Raw genomic sequence first — 16,820 nt, forward strand, 5'->3', positions numbered from 1 at the left:
TTTCGCAAAGTTGACAGTTGAAAACCAATTAAACAACCGAATGTTTCTTACATCTAGTTGCTTGTAGGTCAATTATTTGACTGGTTGTTGGAGCTAGAGTTTAAAATCTGAATAATTAAATAAAACATGGAAAAGCCAACCTTAGTAGTATTAGCAGCAGGAATGGGAAGTCGATATGGCGGCCTTAAGCAGATAGACTCGTTTACGCCTCAGGGAGATACAATTATAGATTTTTCTATTTATGATGCTTTAAGAGCTGGTTTCGGAAAGTTTGTTTTTATAATTAGAAAAAGTTTTGAGGCTGAGTTTAAAGAAATCTTCAATAAAAAACTGGAAGGTAAAGCCGAAGTAGATTATGTGTATCAGGAGTTAGATTGCGTGCCTGAGGCTTATATAAATCCAGAGCGTACAAAACCATGGGGTACTGGGCATGCACTATTAATGGCGAAAGATGCTGTTAAAGAGAATTTTGCGATTATTAATGCAGATGACTTTTACAGTAGAGAGGCTTTTGAAAGTATGGCAAAAGCTTTAATTGAAACAGATAAAAACTCTTATAATTTTAAAACCATGGCCTACTTGCTGAAAAATACAGTTTCAGATCATGGGTATGTGTCTAGAGGGGAGTGTCAAGTAGATGAAAATGGTTTTTTAGTAGATGTGACTGAACGCACACATATTGAAAAAATTGATGGTAAATTAATGCGTAAGGACGACCATGGTGAATTTATTTCAATTGATCCGGATACTGTTGTTTCTATGAACTTTTGGGGTTTTACACCAAAATGTTTTGAGTTTGGAGAAGAGTTGTTTTTAAGCTTCCTGGAGCAAAATAAAGAAAACTTGAAGGCGGAATTTTATTTGCCAACCATAGTCAATGAAATTCTAAAATCAGGAAAAGCTTCAGTAGAAGTATTAAAGTCTGAAGCGAAATGGTTTGGGGTGACTTATAAGGAAGATAAAGCCATTGTGCAAGCTGCTATAGAAGCGTTGAAAGCTGCTGAAGTTTACCCTGAAAATTTATGGTAATATGAATCAGGAAGCGCTAAAACATATTTTTGATCAGTTTCAGCATGAAAGCGAATTTAGTTCGTTTTCAGAGTTGGCTTCTGGACATATAAATGATACGTATTTAATTAAAACGGTAGATAGGCCGCATTATGTGCTTCAGCGTATAAATCATGGTGTTTTTCCAGATGTACCTGGTTTGATTAATAATAAAGTGAGTGTAAGTGCACATTTAAAAACAAAGGTGTCACATTTACCAAAAGCAGAACAGGAACGTCGTGTATTGTCTTTTATCTCTACGGTTGACGGAAAACAATTTTACGAAGATGTTCCAACGGGGTATTGGAACTTAACACAATTTATTGATGATAGTGTCACTTTTGAGCGCGTTGTTGATGATGAAATCGCTTATGAAGGAGGGAAGTTATTTGGAGAGTTTTTAAATCAGACAGGTGACTTTAAGGTTAATGATTTGATTGAAGTTATTCCGAATTTTCACGATATGTCATTTCGTTATAACCAATTCGATGAAGCTTTACAAGGCGCATCTGCCGAGAGAAAAGCAGAAGCGAAAGATTGTATTGCGTTGGTTGAAGCGTCAAGAGAGGAAATGCATATTCTGCAAATGTTGAAAGAATCTGGAGCTATTCCAACCCGGGTAACACATAACGATACTAAGATTTCAAATGCCTTATTCGATAAGAATAACAAAGGACTTTGTGTGATTGATACCGATACGGTAATGCCGGGTATTATTCACTACGATTTTGGAGATGCGATTAGAACCATTTGTAATACAGCAGCAGAAGATGAAACCGATTTAGATCTGGTGAATTTTAATATTGATTATTACAAATCTTACGTTAAAGGGTTTTTAGAAACCGTAGGTGAATCGCTAACACCAACCGAGTTGGAGTATTTACCATTAGGAGCAAAAAGTATTATTTTTATTATGGGATTGAGGTTTTTAACCGATTTCCTAAACGACGATATTTATTATAAAGCGGCTTATAGTCATCATAATTTAGACCGAGCCAAAAATCAATTTAAACTATTAGAGAGTTATGCAAATCAGTATGATGAAGTAAAACAGATTACGAAATTGGCATAAGACAAAATACTAACAAAACGAAAATATTAACTAATAACATACGCGCATGGTATCATTAAGTCCATTAGATTACACGTTAATCATCATTTTTTTCTCGTTAACCTTAGGTATCGGGATTTGGGTGTCTAAGAAGTCCGGAAAAAACTCATCAGAATTCTTTTTATCTGGCCGAAGTATGCCTTGGTGGTTATTGGGGGTATCTATGGTAGCAACGACCTTTTCAACAGATACACCTAACTTGGTAACCGATATTGTAAGAACACATGGTGTGTCAGGAAACTGGGTGTGGTGGGCATTCCTATTAACAGGTTTGTTGACCGTGTTTGTATATGCAAAACTTTGGCGTAAATCTAACGTGAATACCGATTTAGAATTTTATGAATTGCGCTACGGCGGAAAACCGGCTTCGTTTTTAAGAAAGTTCAGGGCCGTGTATTTAGGTGTTATTTTTAATGTGATTACCATGTCGGCAGTAACTCTGGCGGCCATAAAAATAGGAGGCATTATGTTAGGGTTAGAGCCTTGGCAAACCGTAATTAGTGCAGGGATTATAACGGTAACTTTTAGTGCACTTGGTGGATTTAAAGGTGTTATTTATACCGATTTTTTATTGTTTTTTGTGGCAATGGGTGGTGCTATAGGAGCAGCTTATTACTTGGTGAATTTGCCGGAAGTAGGTGGTGTAGCAGCAATGATTACCAATGAGCATGTGGCCGATAAATTATCAATATTACCAGATTTTAGTGATACAGAATCTTTAATTACTCTACTGATTATTCCGTTAGCGGTGCAGTGGTGGAGTTCATGGTACCCAGGAGCAGAGCCAGGAGGTGGAGGTTATATCGCGCAACGTATGTTGGCAGCCAAAGATGAAAATCATGCAATTGGAGCCACATTCTTTTTCAATATTATGCATTATGCTTTACGCCCTTGGCCGTGGATAATAGTCGCACTGGCTTCGTTAGTGGTTTTTCCGGATTTAGCGAGTATTCAAGAAGCATTCCCAAGTATTGCAGATGATAAATTAGGACATGATTTAGCCTATTCAGCAATGTTAACCAAACTACCAAGCGGATTATTAGGGTTGGTGTTAGCATCATTAATAGCTGCCTACATGAGTACTATTTCAACGCAATTAAACTGGGGGTCATCATATATTGTTTTCGATTTCTATAAAGAACAAATCAACCCTGAAGCTTCAGAAAAGCGTTTGGTTGCTGTAGGTAGAATTTCAACAATTGTCTTGATGGTGTTTAGTGCATTATTAGCATTGTTGCTTCAAAATGCATTACAGTTATTCGAAGTATTGTTAGTGTTTGGTGCGGGTACAGGATTGATCTTTATTTTACGTTGGTTCTGGTGGCGTATCAATGCATGGAGTGAGATTGCTGCAATGTTTGCTTCAGGTATTATTTCAATTATTTTAAAATTAACACCTGCCGGAGCATTCTTCTTTGCGAAAGAAACAGGTGTTTTTGAAAGCTATTTAGAATACCCGTTTGTAGTATTAATAACAACTATCATTTGGTTAGCGGCAACTTATATGACGCAGCCGGAAAGCAAAACAGTATTACAAAGTTTTTATAAAAAGATTCAACCGGGAGGACCTGGATGGTCTAAGGTGTTGCTTGATGCGAAGTCTGAGGACATAGATTTAGAAGATAATAAAGAACCTTGGTCGGTGCCAGCTGGAATTTTAGCCATGATATTAGGTTGTGCTTTAATCTATAGTGCCATGTTCGCAACAGGATATTGGATTTATGGAGAGACGACACAGGCCTTTGTAATGACCATCATTGCATTGATATCAGGAGGTTTACTGGTACGTATTTGGAAAAAAATTAAAGCAAACATATTGTAAGGATTAAACAAGATTAAAAAGGAGATAGGTTATGATTAAAAGTAGTGCAGATAAAGCGACAGGTTTTGAAAAACGTTTTGAAAACGTTGATACTGTAGTTTTTGAAGATTCATTAGCAGCATCAAAAGCAGTAGCAAAAGAGATTGCAGAGCTTATAAAGCAAAAGCAATCTAAAAATGAAAATTGTATTTTAGGATTGGCTACAGGGTCAACTCCAAAAGGCTTATATGCTGAACTTGTGCGCTTACACAAGGAGGAAGGTTTAAGCTTTAAAAATGTAATTAGCTTTAATCTGGATGAATATTATCCAATGGAGCCGGATTCAGTGCATAGTTATGTGCGTTTTATGAATGAATTGCTTTTTAATCAAGTAGATATCTTACCAGAAAATGTTCATATTCCAGATGGGACCTTATCGAAAGAAGAAATCTCTGCATATTGTAATGCTTACGAAGCTAAAATTGAAGCTTTAGGCGGTATCGATTTGCAAATATTAGGTATTGGTGGTAATGGGCATATCGGATTTAACGAATCAGGATCTTTACAAAACTCAAAAACGAGATTAGTTGCTTTAGATCATATCACACGTGTGGCGGCAAGTAAAGATTTTGGTGGATTAGATAAAACACCAAGGACAGCGATTACGCTTGGAGTTAAGAAAATTATGGAAGCTAAGCGCGTGGTGTTAATGGCTTGGGGTGAAGGTAAATCTAACATCATCAAAGCTTCGGTTGAAGGACCTGTAACTAATCAGGTTCCGGCATCATTCTTACAGGAACACCGAAATGCAACTTTTGTAATTGATAAGAGTGCATCTTCAAAATTAACTCGAATAGATACGCCATGGTTAGTAGAGAAAGTAGAGTGGACCGATAAGATGGCGAGAAAGGCTGTATTAGGATTGGCCTTAAGCTTAAAGAAACCTATTTTAATGCTTACCGATGCCGATTATATCGAAAACGGAATGAGCGACTTATTAGCCGATTCAGGACCTGCGTACGATATCAATATTAACATCTTCAATAAAGTACAGCAAACGATTACCGGATGGCCAGGTGGAAAACCAAATGCCGATGATAGTAAGCGTCCGGAGCGTGCGGAGCCAGCAAGAAAACGTGTTTTAATTTTCAGTCCACACCCAGATGATGATATCATTAGTATGGGAGGAACGTTTAAACGTTTACAAGAGCAAGGGCATGATGTGCATGTAGCATATCAGACCTCAGGGAACATTGCAGTGGCAGATGATGAAGCCTTACGTTTTGCGGCTTTCGTATGCGATTACAATGAGAAATTTGGTATTGAAAGTCCAGAAGCAAATGCTATTTACGAAAAGGCAATCGACTTTTTAAAGAATAAAAAAGATAGTGAAATTGATATTCCGGAGGTGCGTTACATTAAAGGAATTATTAGAAAAGGTGAAGCTCGAGCGACATCGCATTTTGTCGGATTGAAAGATGAAAATATCCATTTTATGGAATTACCGTTCTACGAAACGGGGACTATAGAAAAGAAACCAATAGGTGAAGAAGATATCAAAATCACTATGGAGCTTATCGAGAAAGTTCAGCCGCATCAAATTTATGCAGCAGGAGATTTAGCCGATCCACATGGAACACATAAAGTGTGTTTAGATGCGATTTTCGAATCGGTAAAACGATTAAAAGAAAAACCATTTATGAGTGACTGTTGGGTGTGGTTATATCGTGGTGCATGGCAAGAATGGGGGATTGATGAAATTGAAATGGCTGTACCAATGAGTCCAGGACAGGTATTAGAAAAACGTCATGGAATCTTTAAACACCAGTCTCAAAAAGATGGTGTTGTATTCCAAGGAAGTGATAGCAGAGAGTTCTGGCAACGTGCAGAAGATAGAAATAGAGAAACTGCAGAATTATACCATCAGTTAGGTTTAGCGCATTATGCAGCTATGGAAGCCTTTGTAAGATGGATATTCTAAATATATAAGTTAATGTTAACATTAAAACATAACACTAAAACTAAGCCATCCAATTTCCAAATAAAGGAAATTGCATTAGTAGATAGTAAGATAGCCTATTGTCGGTTTTTAAATTGGGTTATTGGTGAATTTGATTTATTCCTTAAGAACGAAGAATCAGAAGCATTGAAAGTGTTTTTTCCTAATGGATGGTTTAGTATTAGTTGTTTTCAGAATACTGAAAAAGAGTTAAATGTGGCATTACAAGTAGAAGGTAAGACTGAAGCGACTTGCCAAAGTATGATGAAACAAATTAAAAGCATACATAAACATATATGCGAGTTTCATGAAAACAAATCTTATTAAGAGAATAAACTAAATTTACATTCACAATTTTAGCAGGTAGCAGAAATTAAATTTTGAGGCTCCTTTAAAAAATTTACCTCGATTATCGAGTAAAAATACAATGACATTAATAAAATCAATCTCAGGAATTCGCGGAACCATTGGTGGTAACGTAGGCGATAATTTAACACCTGTAGATGCAGTAAAATTTGCTGCAGCCTACGGAATGTGGTTAAAGGATCAGAATCCTGATAAAGAACTAACGGTCGTAATAGGTCGTGATGCCAGAATTTCTGGAGCGATGATAAGTACGTTGGTGAGTCAGACCTTAGTAGGTTTAGGCATTCATGTAAAAAACATAGGATTATCAACAACCCCGACCGTTGAAGTAGCGGTGCCATTAGAAGGAGCCGATGGAGGAATTATCATCACGGCAAGTCATAATCCGAAACAATGGAATGCCTTAAAGTTATTAAACAACAAAGGGGAATTCTTAGATGGGGTTGAAGGTGCTAAAATTTTAAAAGTAGCCGAAGAGGATGCATATATCTTTGCCGAAGTTGACGATTTAGGTATTTATACTGAAGTTGAAGGTTATATTGAAAAACATATCGATGAAGTTTTAAAATTAGAATTGGTCGATGTTGAAGCCATCAAAAAATCAGGATTTAAAGTAGTTGTTGATGCGGTGAATTCAACGGGAGGAATTGCTATTCCTGCGTTATTAGAGCGTTTAGGAGTAGAGTGTGTTCAGTTGTATTGTGAGCCTAATGGACATTTTCCTCACAACCCAGAACCTTTAAAAGAACATTTAACCGATATCTCAAAATTGGTTGTTGATGAGCAAGCTCATTTCGGAATTGTAGTTGATCCGGACGTGGATAGATTAGCGCTTATTTGTGAAGACGGTTCGATGTTTGGAGAAGAATACACGCTTGTAGCCTGTGCCGACTATGTTTTAGGACGATTGAAAGGGGGGAACACGGTTTCTAATTTATCATCATCTAGAGCGTTAAGAGATGTTACTGAAAAGCATGGTGGGACCTATACAGCAAGTGCTGTTGGTGAAGTCAATGTGGTTATAGAAATGAAAGCAGCCAATGCTGTAATTGGAGGAGAAGGCAACGGGGGAATCATTTATCCAGATGCGCATTACGGAAGGGACTCTTTAGTAGGAGTGGTCTTGTTCTTATCGCATTTAGCACATCAAAACATATCATGTAAAGCATTAAGAGAGTCTTACCCGAATTACTTTATGAGTAAGAAGAAAATAGAGTTGACACCAGAAATAAATGTTGATGCTATTTTAGAACAAATGGCTGAACAATATAAAAACGAAGAGGTGAATACGATTGATGGTGTGAAGATTGATTTTGAAACAGAATGGGTACACCTTCGTAAATCGAATACAGAACCGATTATCAGAATTTATACTGAGAGTTCTTCTCAAGAAGGTGCCGATCAGTTAGCTGATACCATTATTGAAAATATAAAAACCTTAATATAAGGTTTTTATTTAGCGTTATTAGTTAAGGTCCGTTTTTTAACGGACCTTTTTTATTCTCTAAACATTTAATAAAGAATGCAATACGTAAAAGCAAAAACCCCTGATACAAAAGTAAAAGGGGTTTGTGATTAGATAAGCTATTGAGTTTATTCGTTTTCTAAAACAATTTGACGAATCATTAAGTTTTTGCCTTTTGTGGCTTTGGTTTTTAAAATAAGTTTACCGTCGTTACTGTCTTCTCGCATCACGTGAAATTTAACCCATTTACCACCTTTATTTTTGTGCCTTCCCAGATGTACTTTTCGACCTTCAAATTCAACGTAGCCTTCACGATTTTGTTTGTTCCAGTCGTCAAACAATGCGTAAAAACTACCAAGCATTCCTTCAGGACAATTAAGCGTAATAGTCATTTCTTCACCATGCCAGGCATTGCCATCTTTGTCTTTCCATGCACCATCACTTTTTACATTATATTTCACGGATTTTGCAACGAGAATTTGGTCTTGTTCTGTTTTCCAGGCTATATTTTCATTTTCAACGTTTAAATTTTCAGCAGCTTTCACTTGTAAAATAGCATTTTTAAAATCGCCTTCTACCGTAATATTTTCGGCTTTCGGGATGTATGGAAGCATGCTTTTTAAAGTGTTGATATCTATTGAAAGCGTAGGAGTGAAATCTTTAGAATTCATGTATTTTTTAAGGCTGTATTGAAGTTGTCTGGCAACAGGTAAATCGCTGTTGGCAATATTAAATCCGCAAACTAAAAGATTACCTTTACCAACTTTTAATTCAAAAATGGCGCCTTCTTTATTGTTTCGGTGAAAATCGTCAACAACCTGCGCGATTGGTTTATAGTTTTGTGGGGTTTCGTTTAAAATAAACCCTTTAGAGTTTTTCATTATGGTTTCCCATTGCCAGTCGCTGTGGTAATTTGTTGAGAAATGTTTAAATGCCGGATGTTTGTCTTTTAAAAGCATACCAATATTAGTTTTTCCTTGACCAGGGAAGAACGTTAACGACCAATAAAGGGGCGTAAAATTTAAATTCACACTGTTTTCTTCAGTTCCTAAATTGTTGGCAATTAATAAAACATTTTTCCCAGCTTCGAGTGCTTTAATGGTGTTTTCATCCAGAAGATTGCTTACCACAATATTTTTAGAATTGGTTTCAGGAAGATTTGAAGGGTAAACCCAAATATTCCATTCATTTTTAAAATCGGTATCTTCTACATAAACAGAAATGATTAGACGCTGCGCTTCTTTAATATTACTCAACGGAAGTGTTATGGCTCCAATATCACTCAAGCTACCAACAGGTAAGTTGTTTAAAGCCCAGTCTTCAGTTTTAAGAACCTTTCCGGAAGCGGTTTTAATTTCAGTAATAATATTTCCTGATTTTATAGGGAATTGCCCAAAGTGTGATAATTGTATATCCGCAGTAAGTGTTTCGTTGTTTGTCCAGACATATTTTTCTAAACGAAGTAATGGTGTGGTTTCGTTAAAATGAGATTTAAATTTTTCCGGAGTTGTAATGCCTTTGCTTTCCCAGTGAGCGTCAAGCCACCCAATTAAAGCTTCACCTTGCCCTTGATAATCCTGCATGCTTAAGAGCTGTACACCTGCACAACTTTTGGTTCTTAAAAAGGATTCGGTTTCATACTTATACATGATTTGATTTAAAGCACCCGACGCCATTTTAAAATCATCGGCTTGGTCTGCAATACCATTTTTTTCGGCCATAGCTTTAAACTCTTCAAAGTTTCGGGCTTTGAGCACGCCTGAATATTTATCTATTTCACTCCACGAAGGATATACTGGCCACTGACCAATTTCGTGAGCAATAATAGGAATGTTCATTTGTTTGTAGGTGTCTTCAAAATCCCAGTCGGTATGTGCACCATTTAATCCTCGTGTACGTCCTATACCTTGAATGTAATGAGTTGCCATGTAGTCGTCTACTTCGGTAACTTTTCGTGCGGTTGAAACTGAATACAGTCGTCTGTTATCTTTTTCTTTTAAAGTTTTAACCCATTGCTTCATAATATCGAAATCTGAATTACCAAGTTCGTTACCGATACAAAACATGGTAAATGACGGGTTGTTACCGTAAAAATCTACCACGCGGTTCATTTCTTCAATAGCGAATTGATCTCTTTCCGGCTCTTTTCCTAAACCTTGCGGAAAACCTTTAGTGTTCATTTCCGGGCGACCACGTTCGGTATTGTCAACGCTCATCCACCAGTCAATCCAGATAGAAGCTTCGGCTTGCAGGTAAATCCCAACTCTGTTAGCTGCTTTAAAGGCTGCTTCGGGAGGGCACCATGAGTGAAATCTGGCGTGGTTTAATCCATAGGATTTATAGATTTTAAAAATCTTTTCCCAGTCTTCAACTTTTGTTGACGGGTAACCTGTTAAAGGGAAATGTACACAGTCTAAATTTCCGCGTAAAAAAACCGGAGAGTTATTAATGAGTATATGTGTGCTGTCGTGCCCTATTTTTAAGTAGCCAAATTCGGTTAACTTAGTGTCTTCGTATTTTTTTGTTTTTATGGTTGTAGATAATATGTAGACTGTAGGGTCGAATTCGTTCCATTGTTTTAGAGCTTCATTTAAATCGATTGTAAATTCTTTTTTATGTTCACCAGCATCAGAGGTAAAGGTGGTTTCAAAAGATTTAACAACATTTGATTTTCCTAGCTCGCTAATATTGAAAGTAATGGTTGTTTTTTCTTTTTTAGCTGAAATAAAACGAGTTTCAATTCGTAATTTATCATTATCAATATCTGAAAAAGTTCTAATAGTTTCAACATGTGTAGGGTCTTTAGCTGTTAATTCCATTCGGCCAACAATACCATTCCAGATGCTTTGCGTATATTCCCCGTAGGCATGACCTTTGTCTCCAATGTTATGAATCATATCATTGTTAACTTCAATAGATATATGATGTTTTCCGGGAGTAAGGTTTTCAAGATTGTGAATATGTGGTGTTCCTAAAGCGTCTTGGGTGCTTTGTTCTATACCGTCAATAAATATTTTAGATTCCCATAAAACGCGTTCTAAAAATAGTTGGATTTTTTTGTTTTTCCAGTTTTTAGGAATTTCGATGTCTTTATCGAAAGTTGCGATGCCTAAATATTTATACTCTGGAGTTAATACACCAAAATCGGATCCTGTTGTTTTTAGTCCGTAGCCTTGTCGAGCTAGCGATGAAGGTAAATTTATTATTCCTTCACGTTTGTATGTTGTTGTGTTTTCAATTTCCGGTTTTTCTTCACTTAGTGTAACATGCCAAGTTCCTGATAGGTCGATGATATTTTCTTGGGCGTTTAATGTTGCAGCTAAAAGGACCACAACCATAAGCATAAGGGGTTTGTACATTTTTAATTTAAAAGTTGAGTTAATAATGTGTTAATTGGGATGTAAGATATGTTTGTTGTTTAAGTTAAGCAATGGATTATTGATGTTTTTTTGAGATTAAAATACTATGGGTTTCTGAGGAACCATCGCTTTTAGTGTATTGCTTTTGATAAATTACCGGAGTATCAAAGTTATAAGCAGCTAATTGGATTTTGAGTTTTTTTAGATTGTGATAATAGAAAAAGACACGATCTCCAGTACTGCCAGATATAAATCCGGATTTTTCATAATCGCCTTCAACAAAGCTTAAATAAAGAATGCCGTTTTTATGGAGTAATTGACAACTATTTGAAATGAGTTTAGAACAGTCCTGTTTAGATAAATATGGGAGACAAAAACCACAGATAATACCATGAAATCTTCCTTGTATTGTGTTTAAGTTTCTAATATCCATGATTTCAAATTCAGCAGTTTTATTATTCGCCTTAGCTAATGCTATCATATTTTCAGAAATGTCTAGGCCTTTTATTTTTAGTTTAGGATTTTTAGATAAAAGATATTTGGTTATGTTTCCAGGCCCGCACCCTACATCTAAAACTTTCGATTTTTTATCTGTAAGATTGTCTAAAAAGAAATCGTACGTGTCGTTATATAACTCTAAATCAAAAAACGCATCCTCATAGAACTTAGCTATGTTATTCCAGGTGTTAAATGTTTCTTGGTATTTATTCATTGCCTAATTTTCAAATCCGTAATCACGTTCAACTTTAGCGATTCGTGTTTTATAAGCCTTGTGCCATTCTTGTTTGCCTCGCTTTTGAGCTATTTGATGATCTACATGGCTTTTCCAGTTTCGAATGGATTCTAAATCTTTCCAATGCGATACGGTAATACCTATTGCGTTTCTGGAGCTTTCAATACCTAAAAAAACCGTCTTGTTGTTTGGCAAGAGCAACCATCAGTTCAGCCATATCTTCATAACCTTCGTTATTATTGGTTTTAATAGAAGTAAATATTATTACAGCGTAATACGGAGGTTTGGGGGTATAAGCAATTGTCATGACATAAATTTAAGAAAAAATAAAGCCTCGAAAAATTTTAATTTTTTCGAGGCTTTAAAGTGGAGTCGGAGAGAATCGAACTCTCGTCCAAACAAGTAACCAAAGGGCTTTCTACACGTTTATTCTTTTCTTGTATTTTCGACTAAAAGCTGGTTAAAGACAACCCACTTATAAGCTTAGCTTTTTTAATTTCGAAAGGGCATCAAAGCACTACCCAATCTATGTCAACATTTACGATGCCTCTAAAAGGAACGCCGTTAACCAAGGCTTTCCGGAGACATTTAGCTTGCGCACCTTGTGCGCCTAGGCAAATCTTACTATAATTCAGATTAAGCAGCTAAAGCGTAGTTATTCTCGCCGTTTAAAGTTTGATTTAGCCTTTAACGTGTTTCAAAATCATTACACGACGTGCTTACCGTTCAATTAATCTCGCTGTCAAAACCAGTCGACCCCAGTATTAATGTAATAAGTATGGCGTTACCCTGTCGGGTCTGGCTTTCGGCAGTCGCTCTTTTCAAGGAGCTCCAACAATGCCTCAATCCTTAACGCGAACGCAAAGTTATCAAAAACTTTGTAATTCAATAATAATCCACCTATTTTAGAGCAAGAATTATTCCAAATTCATTTTCAACTAAACTTAATTACCAAATAAACCAGTAGTTTATGCCTATATCATTTGCTATTATTAAAGAACGCAAAAATCCGCCAGACCGTCGTGTTGTTTTTTCTCCAACCGAATTAGCTAAAGCTAGAGATAAATTCCCCGATGCCACCTTTAAAGTCGAAGCTTCCGATATACGTGTGTTTCCAGATTCAGAATATGAAGCTCAAGGATTCGAGGTGACAACCAAAGTGTCAGATTGCGATGTCTTTATAGGTGTCAAAGAAGTGCCAATTGAAGCTTTGGTACCTGACAAAAAGTACTTTTTCTTTTCGCATACTATAAAAAAGCAGCCTTATAACCGAAAGTTACTGCAAGCCATTTTAGAAAAGAATATAGAACTGTATGATCATGAAACCATAGTAAACAGTAAAGGATTCCGTTTAATAGGTTTTGGTCGCTATGCTGGAATTGTAGGAACCTACAATGGATTTAGAACCTGGGGACTGAAATATAATTCATGGGAACTGTCTAAAGCCGGGACCTTGACAAATCAGGAAGAACTCATTCAGCAATTAAAGACATTAAAACTTCCTAAGATAAAAATCTTGTTGACGGGTAGTGGGAAGGTGGCAAATGGTTCTCAGGAAATGTTGGATGCTATGGAAATTGAGCAGGTTTCAGTAGAAGATTACTTGAATAAGACGTTTTTTAAACCGGTTTATTGTAAAATTGATGTTTTAGATTATAATAAACGAAAAGACGGACAAGTGATTGATAATTTCGATTTCTTTAATCATCCGGAAGCGTATCAGTCAGACTTTATGCGCTTTGCTAAGGTAACCGATTTGTATATCGCAGGACATTTTTATGGCGATGGTGCGCCTTATTTATATACTCGTGAAGATGTGAAATCAAAAGATTTTAATATAAGAGTAGTGGCAGATATTAGTTGTGATGTCGATGGGCCGGTAGCAACCACTTTACGAGCGTCAACCATTGCTGATCCTATTTATGGTTACGATCCACAAACAGAATCTGAAACAGATTATACGAAACCAGATGTTATTGCCGTTATGGCAGTAGATAATTTGCCTTGTGAATTGCCAAAAGATGCGAGCGAAGGCTTCGGAGACATGTTTTTGCAACATGTTATTCCTGCATTTTTTAACAATGATAAAGATGGTGTGTTGCAGCGTGCAAAAATCACTGAAAACGGCAAATTAACCAAACGTTTTACGTATTTGCAGGATTATGTGGAAGGAAAACATTAGATTTAGCCTTTTAATGCCCCAATTATTTTAAAACATTTATGACAAAAACAGCATTAATAACCGGAGCCGCTTCAGGTTTGGGTTACGAACTTTCATTACTATTAGCTAACGATGGGTATCAATTAATTTTAATTGATATTGACAAAAATAATCTTGAGAAAGCACAGCATCATATACAAGAAACCTTTAATTGTAAGGTTGATATTCTGGCAAAAGATTTGAGTCAGTCCAATGTAGCAGCTGAGATTATGGAAGATATTAATGGTGTTAATGTCGATGTTTTAGTTAATAATGCTGGTTTCGGACTTTTCGGCTCGTTCACAGATACCGACTGGGAACGCGAGCAAGCTATGCTAAATGTGCACATAATGACCACAACCCACTTAACGAAGCTTATACTTGAGGGCATGGTAAAGCGTGGCTTTGGTAGAATATTAAATATGTCTTCGTTGGCAGCGTTTCAGCCTGGACCATTAATGTCTATTTACTATGCCTCAAAAGGCTATATGCTTTCCTTTTCTGAAGCTATTGCTAACGAATTAAAAGGTACGGGTGTAACTGTAACTGCACTGTGTCCCGGACCTACAAAAACAAAGTTCCAGCAAACCGTTTCAGCAGACAGCTGCGATAATAAAATTAGTTTTAATATGGGCTGTGCTAAAGCTGTAGCTGAATATGGATATAAAGCCATGCTGAACGGTAAGAGTTATGCTATTCCAGGTAGGTTCAATAAGTTTCTTGCTGTTTTACCGAGATTTATGTCACGTCGAGCAGCGACTTCTATAGTTAGAAAAATTCAGGAAAAGAATAGGGAAGTAGCTTAATTTTTAGGTGCCGTTTTATAAAAGATATTTAGCGTCTTGTACGTAAGCGCTAAAAATATACTAAAAATAAAAGTAAATATCCAGGCTTCATAATGAAGCATCGGATGAATTACTATATCTAGTATGTCCTAAAATAATTCGAATGGATTCTGAATGATTTCCCAGGAATTGTAGCGTAAAAACCGACCTAAATATATGCCGAATGCTGTTAAAAGAAAAATAGATGTTATGATGCGTCTAGATACGTTAACACTGAAATGTTGAAGGAGTATTTGTTTCATATCTTTTACAGATAGAAGAAATAGCAAAATCCCGTTGCCAGAGAAAGAAGCTAACATTAAAACATCTAGCCATAACAATTGATAATCTCCGAATCGCAAATGTAGAAAGTCGGTAATAATATAAGGCGCATTAGGTAAAAAGGCGAGCCAAGTGAAAAAGTATAAACCAAAGGAAACTTTGTGTTGCCTTGACCTTGTCGATAAGTAGCTAGTTAAAGCAAACGGTATAAAGGCTAAAAATAAATTCCATATTAAAAACAGATAGAAAAAAGAATGATTCAGTTTTATTCTAATCATTAATAGCAAGATGCTGAAAAGCATGGATGAACCGATTAAAACTAAAATGTTAAATTGATTACAGATGTAGGTTTTGAAATTAGTCATGATTAAAAATATTTTATTAATGATTAACTGAATTAAAAATAGAATGGTACCAATACTAAAAAAGGTGAAAGCTATTTTAAGGCTAAAATGTAAATTGTTCATAAGATGAAGTTTTATGTTGTAGATAGGATTTCGAAAAAATGACTTCTCTGAAGTCATGAATGTTAACATGAAGTAACTTTTTATAATCGTAATGATGGAAGGAATTTGCTGTTTTGCCCAATTTGTATGATCTGTAATAATATGGGAAGTAATCGGGTAAAATTATAATGCCTAAAATCATGGCACCGTATAAATAGAGACTTCGTTTGCCATTGCCAAAACAAAGGCACTGTAAGGCAATTTCATCTTCTACACAAGTGCCATATCCTGTTATGGTATGATAAGCATCATGGCGTTCGACTTTTGCAATTAATTCAAAATTATTTTTTTCTAAAAACAGCCCAAGATGTTTACCGATACTTTCTGAAGGGTAGGTAAGAAGGTCATGTTTGGTTATTCCCCAAGGTTTATGATGTTTAAACATGTGAGTGTATACTTTCTGAGATATATTAAACAGCCATTCTATCAATTTTTTTCTTATTTTCATTTTTAAAAGTACTTTGTGGTTCAAAGTGAATGGGTAAAAAAATAGTTATTGTTTGTGTATCAATTTTTCAAGAGCATCAATATGCTTTTTAAATTCAACTTCACCTAATTTGGTTGTGCTGTATCTGGTATTGGGTTTTCGGCCTATAAATTGTTTTTCTATGGTTATATATTCGGCTTTTTCAAGTGCTTTGGTATGGCTTGCCAAATTACCATCGGTAGCACCTAGCAATTCCTTTAGCGTATTGAAATCGGCATATTCATTTACCATTAAAACAGACATGATGCCTAAGCGAATACGATGATCGAAAACTTTATTTATGTTATTAATAATACTCATAGTCTATTTTTAAAGGCAATGCTCAATGGGTGTTAACTTCCGGCGAATTGTGTTCCAAAAATACCAACGGCTAACTCGGCCCATATTAACAGAAAGAGCAAAAATAGTATAACTATTAGAACTATCTTAACGGATGGCTTACGGAATGTTCTAATAATTAATTCAAAGAAAAGTCCGACGGTTAATAATAAACCACCCATAACAATAAAATCGAAGAGACTCCAGTTTACTTCAGTACTAAACTGCATAGCTATAAACGGAATGATAAGTACTACCGATATAACGCCTAGGATAATATAAATTCTTCTACAATTAGTTAACATAGCGTTCATGTTTAAAG

General features: G+C 35.9%; 15 protein-coding genes and 1 other RNA gene. 8 read left to right on the forward strand and 8 right to left on the reverse strand.

Annotated features, from left to right (window positions below):
* The first annotated feature begins 126 nt into the window (after positions 1–126).
* The 6 genes from ICJ85_RS09690 to glmM all read left to right on the forward strand — a co-directional run bounded on the left by ICJ85_RS09690 (position 127) and on the right by glmM (position 7,771).
* Complete coding sequence (locus ICJ85_RS09690) at positions 127–1,029, forward strand: nucleotidyltransferase family protein (RefSeq protein WP_188223592.1); 903 nt, start codon at positions 127–129, stop codon at positions 1,027–1,029.
* 1 nt (position 1,030) lies between these two features.
* Complete coding sequence (locus ICJ85_RS09695; protein ID WP_188223593.1) at positions 1,031–2,119, forward strand: phosphotransferase enzyme family protein; 1,089 nt, start codon at positions 1,031–1,033, stop codon at positions 2,117–2,119.
* Between the two features lie 46 nt (positions 2,120–2,165).
* On the forward strand, positions 2,166–3,980 hold the full coding sequence (locus tag ICJ85_RS09700; protein ID WP_188223594.1) for a sodium:solute symporter family protein: 1,815 nt from the start codon (positions 2,166–2,168) through the stop codon (positions 3,978–3,980).
* Positions 3,981–4,011: 31 nt separating this feature from the next.
* Positions 4,012–5,940: a glucosamine-6-phosphate deaminase gene (nagB, locus tag ICJ85_RS09705; RefSeq protein WP_188223595.1), complete on the forward strand. Its 1,929-nt coding sequence runs from the start codon at positions 4,012–4,014 to the stop codon at positions 5,938–5,940.
* 12 nt (positions 5,941–5,952) lie between these two features.
* A complete protein-coding gene (locus ICJ85_RS09710) occupies positions 5,953–6,285 on the forward strand; it encodes a hypothetical protein (RefSeq protein ID WP_188223596.1) in 333 nt (110 codons plus the stop codon).
* 100 nt (positions 6,286–6,385) lie between these two features.
* Entirely contained in the window at positions 6,386–7,771 is a 1,386-nt protein-coding gene (glmM, locus tag ICJ85_RS09715; RefSeq protein WP_188223597.1) for a phosphoglucosamine mutase, read from the forward strand.
* 146 nt (positions 7,772–7,917) lie between these two features.
* On the opposite strand, the gene ICJ85_RS09720 is transcribed toward glmM, so the two are convergent.
* The 4 genes from ICJ85_RS09720 to ssrA all read right to left on the reverse strand — a co-directional run bounded on the left by ICJ85_RS09720 (position 7,918) and on the right by ssrA (position 12,641).
* Complete coding sequence (locus ICJ85_RS09720) at positions 7,918–11,148, reverse strand: glycoside hydrolase family 2 TIM barrel-domain containing protein (protein WP_188223598.1); 3,231 nt, start codon at positions 11,146–11,148, stop codon at positions 7,918–7,920.
* Between the two features lie 76 nt (positions 11,149–11,224).
* Positions 11,225–11,860: a class I SAM-dependent DNA methyltransferase gene (locus ICJ85_RS09725; RefSeq protein ID WP_188223599.1), complete on the reverse strand. Its 636-nt coding sequence runs from the start codon at positions 11,858–11,860 to the stop codon at positions 11,225–11,227.
* Positions 11,861–11,863: 3 nt separating this feature from the next.
* The gene (locus ICJ85_RS09730; RefSeq protein WP_317173069.1) at positions 11,864–12,076 is read right to left on the reverse strand and encodes an antibiotic biosynthesis monooxygenase family protein; all 213 of its coding nucleotides are present in this window, start codon (positions 12,074–12,076) and stop codon (positions 11,864–11,866) included.
* Positions 12,077–12,245: 169 nt separating this feature from the next.
* Positions 12,246–12,641, reverse strand: a transfer-messenger RNA (tmRNA) gene (ssrA, locus tag ICJ85_RS09735).
* A gap of 216 nt (positions 12,642–12,857) precedes the next feature.
* Here ssrA and ICJ85_RS09740 point away from each other — a divergent pair.
* Both ICJ85_RS09740 and ICJ85_RS09745 read left to right on the forward strand, forming a co-directional pair.
* The gene (locus ICJ85_RS09740; RefSeq protein ID WP_188223652.1) at positions 12,858–14,063 is read left to right on the forward strand and encodes an NAD(P)-dependent oxidoreductase; all 1,206 of its coding nucleotides are present in this window, start codon (positions 12,858–12,860) and stop codon (positions 14,061–14,063) included.
* A gap of 38 nt (positions 14,064–14,101) precedes the next feature.
* On the forward strand, positions 14,102–14,887 hold the full coding sequence (locus ICJ85_RS09745) for an SDR family NAD(P)-dependent oxidoreductase (protein ID WP_188223600.1): 786 nt from the start codon (positions 14,102–14,104) through the stop codon (positions 14,885–14,887).
* Between the two features lie 128 nt (positions 14,888–15,015).
* Here the strand turns inward: ICJ85_RS09745 and ICJ85_RS09750 are convergent, their stop codons facing one another.
* The 4 genes from ICJ85_RS09750 to ICJ85_RS09765 all read right to left on the reverse strand — a co-directional run bounded on the left by ICJ85_RS09750 (position 15,016) and on the right by ICJ85_RS09765 (position 16,812).
* Positions 15,016–15,654 (reverse strand): DUF1361 domain-containing protein, encoded by a 639-nt coding sequence (locus tag ICJ85_RS09750; protein ID WP_188223601.1) that lies wholly within the window; start codon positions 15,652–15,654, stop codon positions 15,016–15,018.
* The gene (locus ICJ85_RS09755) at positions 15,635–16,078 is read right to left on the reverse strand and encodes a ubiquinone biosynthesis protein COQ4 (RefSeq protein WP_241739525.1); all 444 of its coding nucleotides are present in this window, start codon (positions 16,076–16,078) and stop codon (positions 15,635–15,637) included. The genes ICJ85_RS09750 and ICJ85_RS09755 overlap by 20 nt, the downstream gene beginning before the upstream one ends.
* Positions 16,079–16,186: 108 nt before the next feature.
* Positions 16,187–16,480, reverse strand: coding sequence for a winged helix-turn-helix domain-containing protein (locus ICJ85_RS09760; protein ID WP_188223603.1), 294 nt, complete (start codon positions 16,478–16,480; stop codon positions 16,187–16,189).
* Positions 16,481–16,512: 32 nt separating this feature from the next.
* Positions 16,513–16,812: a hypothetical protein gene (locus ICJ85_RS09765; protein WP_241739526.1), complete on the reverse strand. Its 300-nt coding sequence runs from the start codon at positions 16,810–16,812 to the stop codon at positions 16,513–16,515.
* Positions 16,813–16,820: the final 8 nt, after the last annotated feature.

This window comes from Aestuariibaculum marinum, assembly GCF_014596975.1.
GTDB classification, from domain to species: Bacteria; Bacteroidota; Bacteroidia; order Flavobacteriales; family Flavobacteriaceae; genus Aestuariibaculum; species Aestuariibaculum marinum.